At 58.5% G+C, this 5,903-nt stretch carries 6 protein-coding genes; 3 read left to right on the top strand and 3 right to left on the bottom strand.

Translation table 11 applies throughout. The features are described from left to right. Together Q0341_RS01260 and Q0341_RS01255 are read left to right on the top strand one after the other, a co-directional pair. Positions 1 to 1,157 (top strand): biotin/lipoyl-containing protein (locus Q0341_RS01260; RefSeq protein ID WP_299510011.1); only part of this gene is annotated, 1,157 nt, incomplete at its 5' end. Further along, positions 1,158 to 1,640: a VOC family protein gene (locus Q0341_RS01255; RefSeq protein WP_299510009.1), complete on the top strand. Its 483-nt coding sequence runs from the start codon at positions 1,158 to 1,160 to the stop codon at positions 1,638 to 1,640. Between the two features lie 115 nt (positions 1,641 to 1,755). On the opposite strand, the gene rsxB is transcribed toward Q0341_RS01255, so the two are convergent. From rsxB to Q0341_RS01240, 3 genes are all read right to left on the bottom strand, one after another. Further along, positions 1,756 to 2,442, bottom strand: a complete 687-nt coding sequence (rsxB, locus tag Q0341_RS01250; protein ID WP_299510008.1) for an electron transport complex subunit RsxB — start codon at positions 2,440 to 2,442, stop codon at positions 1,756 to 1,758. Between the two features lie 5 nt (positions 2,443 to 2,447). Continuing rightward, entirely contained in the window at positions 2,448 to 4,037 is a 1,590-nt protein-coding gene (gene phaZ, locus Q0341_RS01245) for a polyhydroxyalkanoate depolymerase (RefSeq protein WP_299510007.1), read from the bottom strand. Positions 4,038 to 4,203: 166 nt separating this feature from the next. Next, a complete protein-coding gene (locus Q0341_RS01240) occupies positions 4,204 to 5,400 on the bottom strand; it encodes an amino acid aminotransferase (RefSeq protein WP_299510006.1) in 1,197 nt (398 codons plus the stop codon). A gap of 121 nt (positions 5,401 to 5,521) precedes the next feature. On the opposite strand from Q0341_RS01240, the gene Q0341_RS01235 reads away from it, so the two are divergent. After that, the coding region (locus Q0341_RS01235; protein WP_299510005.1) for a DEAD/DEAH box helicase family protein at positions 5,522 to 5,903 on the top strand (382 nt) is incomplete at its 3' end.

Raw genomic sequence — 5,903 nt, 5'->3', positions numbered from 1 at the left:
CCGTGACCGAGGCCATCACCGGCCTGGATTTGGTGGAGATGATGATCCGTGTGGCGGCAGGTGAGAAATTGCCGATCGAACAAAAAGACGTGCAGCGGAACGGCTGGTCCATCGAGTGCCGCATCAACGCCGAAGACCCGTTCCGCAATTTCTTGCCTTCTACGGGGCGTTTGGTGCGCTTTCAGACGCCCAAACAAACCATGTTCCAAGGCAACACCGCTGACTTGTTCGGTGTGCGTGTGGACACGGGTGTGCAGGACGGCGGCGAGATTCCGATGTTCTATGACTCGATGATCGCCAAGCTCATCGTGCACGGCAAAGACCGCAACGATGCGATTGCCAAAATGCGCGAAGCCTTGAATGGCTTTGTGATTCGCGGCATCAGCACCAACATCCCCTTCCAAGCGGCTTTGCTGGCGCACCCGCGCTTTGTGTCGGGTGACTTCAACACCGGTTTCATTGCCGAGCAGTACAGCCAAGGTTTCCGCGCCGAAGACGTGCCGCACGAAGACCACGACTTCTTGGCCGCACTGGCTGCCTTCGTGCGCCGCAAGTCGCGTGAGCGCGCGGCAGGTTTGAGCGGTCAGTTGCCCGGTTATGACGTGAAGGTGGGCCAGGACTATGCGGTGGTCGAGCTGGGGCAAGGCGGGCACAACCGCTATGTCCAGGTGCATGTGGACGAGTTCATCGGCAAGCGCGGTGTGGCGCAAATCACCATTGCGGGCAAAACCTACGCGATCGAGAGCAATTCGCGTCTGAACGACATCCGCATCGAAGGCACTTGCAACGGCCAGCCATTTATCGCGCAAATTGAGCGTGGCACCTTGAAGAACCCTTTGGCTTTGCAAGTGCAGCACAACGGCACCCGCATTGAAGCCTTGGTCATGTCGCCGCGCATGGCCGAGTTGCACCAGCTCATGCCTTTCAAGTCCCCGCCAGACTTGAGCCGCTTTGTGCTCTCACCCATGCCTGGCCTTTTGGTCGATGTGGCCGTCTCTGTGGGCCAAAAAGTGCAAGCGGGCGAGCGCGTGGCCGTGATCGAAGCCATGAAGATGGAAAACGTGTTGTTCGCCTCACAAGACGGCGTGGTCAAAAAAGTGGTGGCCGCCAAAGGCGAATCTCTGACGGTGGACCAGATGATTGTGGAGTTCGAATAAATGACACGCCCCTTCAAAGTGCTGGGCGTCCAGCAAATCGCCATCGGCGGCCCTGACAAAAGCCGCTTGCAAAAACTCTGGGTCGACATGTTCGGCCTGGAAGTGACTGGCACTTACAAAATTGAACGCGAGAACGTGGACGAAGACATTTGCGCCATCGGCTCCGGCCCCTTCAAGGTCGAGGTTGACCTGATGCAACCGCTGGACCCCGAGAAAAAGCCTGCCGTGCACACCACGCCGCTCAACCACATCGGCCTGTGGATCGACGACCTGCCGGTGGCGGTGGCGTGGCTTGCGGCGCAAGGCGTGCGCTTTGCGCCCGGCGGCATCCGCAAGGGCGCTGCTGGATTTGACATCACCTTCTTGCACCCCAAGGCGAATGAAGAGTTCCCGATTGGCGGCGAGGGCGTGTTGATCGAGTTGGTGCAGGCGCCTGCTGAAGTGGTCAAGGCTTTTGCGGCTTTGGCGGCCAATGCGCATTGAGATGTGTCGGACCAGCAGTTCTGATTGACAACATGTCGGGGCTGAAGCCACCGACCTACAAAAACCGTCTTGCAGGTCGGTGGCTTCAGCCCCGACAAAGTCCTTCAAAAGCCCGTCAGGCGCCAGCTTGCCGGGCTTTTGCTTTGGCCAATGCCGCTTCGATGATGGCGCGTTTGCGGTCCACTTCGGGGGCGTTTTCTGTGCCCTTGGTGTGCGCTGTCAGATCGGCCAGTTTGTGCTCGGCCTTGGTTTGCAGTTGCTTGTGGTGCTCGGCTTCCTCGCGCACCAAACGCTGCTGGCGTGAGGTGTAGCGCTGGCGTGCGGTGTGGGCTTGCTCTGCAGACCAGGCGGCCCAGCCAGTATCTTCGCTCGTCACATTTTCCAGCGCAATGCAGTCCACCGGACACACCGGAATGCACAACTCACACCCCGTGCACCAAGGTTCGATCACGGTGTGCATGACTTTGTTGGCCCCCAAAATCGCATCGGTCGGGCAGGCCTTGATGCACAGCGTGCAGCCAATGCACCAGGCCTCGTCAATGATGGCCACATGCCGTGGGCCTTCAAGGCCATGCTCCGGGTTCAGCATGACCACGGGTTGGCCAGTCAATGCAGCCAGACGCTCAATGCCGGCTTTTCCACCCGGCGGGCATTGGTTGATGGCCGCTTGACCTTCGGCCATGGCGCTGGCATAGCTGGCGCAATCGGGAAAGCCGCAACGTGTGCACTGCGTTTGGGGCAGGGCATCGTTGAGGGCAAGAAAAAGCGCCTGGGTCTCAGGCGCTGTGGGTTGCAGGGGCATGGGCCTCAGGCTTTTGGGGCAACCCAAGTAGTTTTAACTGTGCCCGGTGGTTTGGCTGAAGCGTTGCTTTTTTTGGCAGGGGCTTTAGCCATGGCCTTGACAGGTTTTTTGGCCGCTGCTTTGACCGGCGCCACGGGCTGCACAACTTTGGCAACAGGCTTAACTGCTGGTGCGGCCACCGCTTTGACGGCAGATTTGGCCGCAGGCTTGGCGACGGCCGTGGCTGAAGGCTTGACGGCTGCTGTGACTTGGGCCTTAGCGGCTGTCTTGACCGCGGCTTTGACCTCCTTAGGCGCTGCAGCCACGGCTGTTGTCACGGCCACTTTGGCCTTGGGCGAATGGTTCAAGATGAACGAAACCAGTTTCGGGTAGACCACATTGCGCCAACGGCTGCCACTGAAAATGCCGTAGTGGCCGGCACCCAGCACTTCCAGGTGCAAGCGGTCTCTCTCCACCACGCCGGTGCACATGTCTTGGGCTGCACGGGTCTGGCCTGAGCCAGAGATATCGTCCAACTCGCCTTCCACGGTCATCAGTGCGGTGTTCTTGATGTCTTGCGGACGCACACGCTCGATCTTGCCGTCCACACCCTTGACGTCCCAGGTGCCCTTGACCAGCTTGAAGTCCTGGAACACGGTCTGGATGGTTTCCAAGTAGTAGTCGGCGTCCATGTCGAGCACCGCGTTGTACTCGTCGTAGAACTTGCGGTGCGCTTCGGTGCTGGCGTCGTCGCCCTTGATCAGGTCTTTGAAGTAATCGTAATGGCTGGTGGCATGGCGGTCAGGGTTCATGGCCACAAAACCGGTGTGTTGTAAAAACCCGGGGTACACACGGCGACCGGCACCTGCGAAGTTGGCCGGTACGCGGTAGATCACATTGTTTTCGAACCACTCAAAACTCTTGTTGGTCGCCAAGTTGTTCACCGCTGTGGGTGATTTGCGTGCATCGATGGGGCCGCCCATCATGGTCATGGTCAATGGCGTTTTTTCGCCACGACTGGCCATCAAGGACACGGCCGCCAACACCGGCACGGTGGGCTGGCACACGCTCACCACATGGCAGTAGCCGTAGATGGACTGCAGATGGCGGATGAATTCCTGCACATAGTTGATGTAGTCGTCCAAGTGGAATTCACCTTCGGACATGGGCACCAAGCGGGCGTTTTTCCAGTCGGTGATGTAGACCTTGTGGCCTTGCAGCATGGTCTTGACGGTGTCGCGCAGCAGCGTGGCGTAGTGGCCAGACAAAGGCGCCACGATCAAAACCACGGGTTGGCTTTTGAGCAGTGCCAGAGTTGCCGGGTCGTCCGTGAAGCGCTTGAATCGGCGCAGTTCACAAAAGGGCTTGTCGATCTCGATGCGCTCATGGATGGCGACGTCCGTTTGGTTGACCTTGACGGTCTGAATGCCAAACGCTGGTTTCTCGTAGTCCTTGCCCAAACGGTGCATCAAGGCGTAGCCAGCGGACACGCGCTGGGCCATGGGCGTTTGCGCCATGGGGTTCAGGGGGTTGCTGTAAAGCTTGGCTGCGGCCTGGGCCAGATCGGAAAAAGGCTCCATGATGGAGCGTTGCGTTTCGTAAATCTGATAAAGCATGTGACAGTTTCCCTTGCAACAAAATGGTGCGCTGCAGCAATACTACAGGAGACCAGCAGGTATTTTTTGAGTGTGCCCCCTAATTGACAGTCACCTTCCGGACCGTACAAAAAGAAACCGCCCCGTCAGGGGCGGTTGCAAGCCGAATGTCAGTTTCTGGTTTGCTTTAGACGACTTTGGCGATCGATGCGCACACGTAGTCGATGTTTTTGCTGTTGAGCGCGGCCACGCACATGCGGCCGGTGTCGGTGCCGTACACGCCAAACGCGCTGCGCAGACGAACCATTTGGTCTTTGGTCAGACCCGAATAGCTGAACATGCCGATCTGGGTGGTGATGAAGCTCATGTCTTGCTTGACGCCAGCCGCTTTGAGGCTGTCCACCAGTTTTTGGCGCATGGCCTTGATGCGCACGCGCATTTCGGCCAGTTCGCTTTCCCACTGGGCACGCAGCTCAGGGTTGTTCAGCACAGCTGCCACCACCGCACCGCCGTGGATGGGCGGGTTGGAATAGTTGGTGCGGATGGCGATCTTGAGTTGCGACAAAACGCGCGAGGCTTCTTCTTTGTCAGTGGCCACCACCGACAGGGCTCCCACGCGCTCGCCGTAGAGGCTGAAACTCTTGGAGAAGGATGTGGACACAAAAATGTTCAGGCCCGCAGCCACAAACTTGCCGATGACCGCGCCGTCCTCTTGGATGCCGTGGCCAAAGCCTTGGTAGGCCATGTCGAGGAAAGCCGTGAGACTTTTGGCCTTGACGACGGCAATGACCTGGTCCCACTGGGCCGCAGTGATGTCATAACCCGTGGGGTTGTGGCAGCAAGCGTGCAACACGACGATGGTGCCCGCCGCGGCCGCATTCAGGCTGGCCAGCATGCCTTCGAAGTTGACGCCGCGCTTGGCCGCGTCGTAATAGGTGTAGCTCTCGACTTCAAAACCGGCGTTGATGAAGATGGCGCGGTGGTTTTCCCAGCTGGGGTCAGAAATCAGCACTTTCGCATTGGGGCTGACTTTTTTCAGGAAGTCGGCACCGATTTTCAGGCCGCCCGTGCCGCCAATGGCTTGCACGGTTGACACGCGGCCCGACTCCACTACGTCAGATTCAGCACCGAATACCAGCGCCTTGACGGCGTTGTCATAAGCCACGATGCCGTCAATGGGCAAGTAGCCGCGGGGGGAGGGCGTGGCCATCATGGTTTTTTCGGCTGCCTGCACACATTGCAAGAGGGGCAGTTTGCCGTTGTCGTCGAAGTACACGCCCACGCCCAAGTTTACTTTGTTGGGGTTGGTGTCGGCGTTGTATTGTTCGTTCAGACCCAGGATTGGGTCGCGGGGGGCCATTTCGACGGCGGAAAACAGAGACATGGAAAGTCCTTGGATTGTGTTCAGTGGTGGCAGAAAACCCGTTCCTCGGTTAGGCTTTAGGGTTGTCCCTGATTTTAACGGCCTTGGCCGTCTGGTTTGGCCAGGCGGTCTTAACAAAAAGATGTCTAACTTGTCTGAAGCCCCTGTTGTTGAAGCCGTGTCTGATGCCGACCCGTTCGCAGAGGGGAAGTTTGTCAGCTACCCGGGCTCCCCGTTTGAGCTTTACCAACCTTACCCACCCGCAGGCGACCAGCCTGTGGCCATTGAGCAGTTGGTCGAAGGCGTGCACGACGGGGAGGTGTTCCAGACCCTGCTCGGCGTGACAGGTTCGGGCAAGACATTCACCATGGCCAATGTGATCGCACAAATAGGCAAGCCCGCCATTGTGTTTGCGCCTAACAAAACCTTGGCTGCGCAGCTGTACAGCGAGTTCCGCGAGTTCTTCCCCAAAAACGCGGTGGAGTACTTCGTGAGTTACTACGACTACTACCAGCCCGAGGCCT

It is taken from the genome of uncultured Limnohabitans sp. (assembly GCF_937889215.1).
Classification (GTDB): domain Bacteria; phylum Pseudomonadota; class Gammaproteobacteria; order Burkholderiales; family Burkholderiaceae_C; genus Limnohabitans_A.
Note: the sequence above shows the minus strand (reverse complement) of the source record. Positions and strands in the feature narration are given on the sequence as shown.

Coding starts and splice junctions, on each gene's coding strand:
- rsxB (WP_299510008.1), bottom strand. CDS start 2,442: ATGCCCCTGCAACCCACAGCGCCTGAGACCCAGGCGCTTTTTCTTGCC.
- phaZ (WP_299510007.1), bottom strand. CDS start 4,037: ATGCTTTATCAGATTTACGAAACGCAACGCTCCATCATGGAGCCTTTT.
- Q0341_RS01255 (WP_299510009.1), top strand. CDS start 1,158: ATGACACGCCCCTTCAAAGTGCTGGGCGTCCAGCAAATCGCCATCGGC.
- Q0341_RS01240 (WP_299510006.1), bottom strand. CDS start 5,400: ATGTCTCTGTTTTCCGCCGTCGAAATGGCCCCCCGCGACCCAATCCTG.